Raw genomic sequence first — 1,176 nt, 5'->3', positions numbered from 1 at the left:
GCGGCGGCGCTGACGCCGGAGGTGGACGAGGTCCTGGCCCGGCATCCGCTGCGGGACCTGGTCACCAGCAGTGAGCCGCTGCCCCTGCTCGTGGAGCGGGAGCGGGCCCTGTACGGCTCCTGGTACGAGTTCTTCCCGCGCTCGGAGGGCACCGCGCGGCAGCCGCACGGCACGTTCCGCACCGCTGCCCGGCGGCTGCCGGCGATCGCGGCGATGGGCTTCGACGTGGTCTACCTGCCGCCGGTCCACCCCATCGGCACCACCTTCCGCAAGGGGAAGAACAACACCCTCTCCCCCGGCCCCGACGACGTGGGCGTGCCCTGGGCGATCGGCTCGCCCGAGGGCGGTCACGACGCCGTCCACCCCGCCCTGGGCACCCTGGAGGACTTCACCTGGTTCGTGGAGCGGGCCCGCGAGCTGGGGCTGGAGATCGCGCTGGACTTCGCGTTGCAGTGCTCCCCGGACCACCCCTGGGTGCAAAAGCACCCCGAGTGGTTCCACCACCGCCCCGACGGCACCATCGCCTATGCGGAGAACCCGCCGAAGAAGTACCAGGACATCTACCCCATCGCCTTCGACGCCGACATGGACGGCCTGATCGCCGAGACGGTGCGGGTGCTGCGGCACTGGATGGACTGCGGGGTGCGGATCTTCCGGGTGGACAATCCGCACACCAAGCCGGTCGTCTTCTGGGAGCGGGTCATCGCGGACGTCAACCGCACCGACCCCGACGTGATCTTCCTGGCCGAGGCGTTCACCCGCCCGGCGATGATGCACACCCTGGCCCAGATCGGGTTCCAGCAGTCGTACACGTACTTCACCTGGCGCAACTCCAAGCAGGAGCTGACCGAGTACCTCACGGAGCTCTCCGGTGAGGCCGCGTCGTACATGCGGCCGAACTTCTTCGCCAACACCCCCGACATCCTGCCCGCCTACCTCCAGCACGGCGGCCGGCCCGCCTTCGAGGTCCGGGCCGTGCTCGCGGCGACCCTCTCGCCCACCTGGGGCGTCTACTCCGGCTACGAGCTGTGTGAGAACACCCCGCTGAAGGAAGGCGGTGAGGAGTACCTGGACTCGGAGAAGTACCAGCTCAGGCACCGCGACTGGGAGAAGGCCGAACGCGAGGGCCGCACCATCACCCCGCTGCTGACCCGGCTCAACACCATCCGGCGGGAG

Annotated in this window: 1 pseudogene; it reads left to right on the top strand. The window is 69.7% G+C overall.

The features are described from left to right. Positions 1-1,176: pseudogene (locus IO24_RS0139940) on the top strand (alpha-1,4-glucan--maltose-1-phosphate maltosyltransferase); the annotation flags it as partial.

Source organism: Streptomyces flavovariabilis (assembly GCF_000725785.1).
In the GTDB taxonomy this organism is placed as follows: domain Bacteria; phylum Actinomycetota; class Actinomycetes; order Streptomycetales; family Streptomycetaceae; genus Streptomyces; species Streptomyces hawaiiensis.
This window is presented reverse-complemented; position numbering and strand designations above follow the sequence as displayed.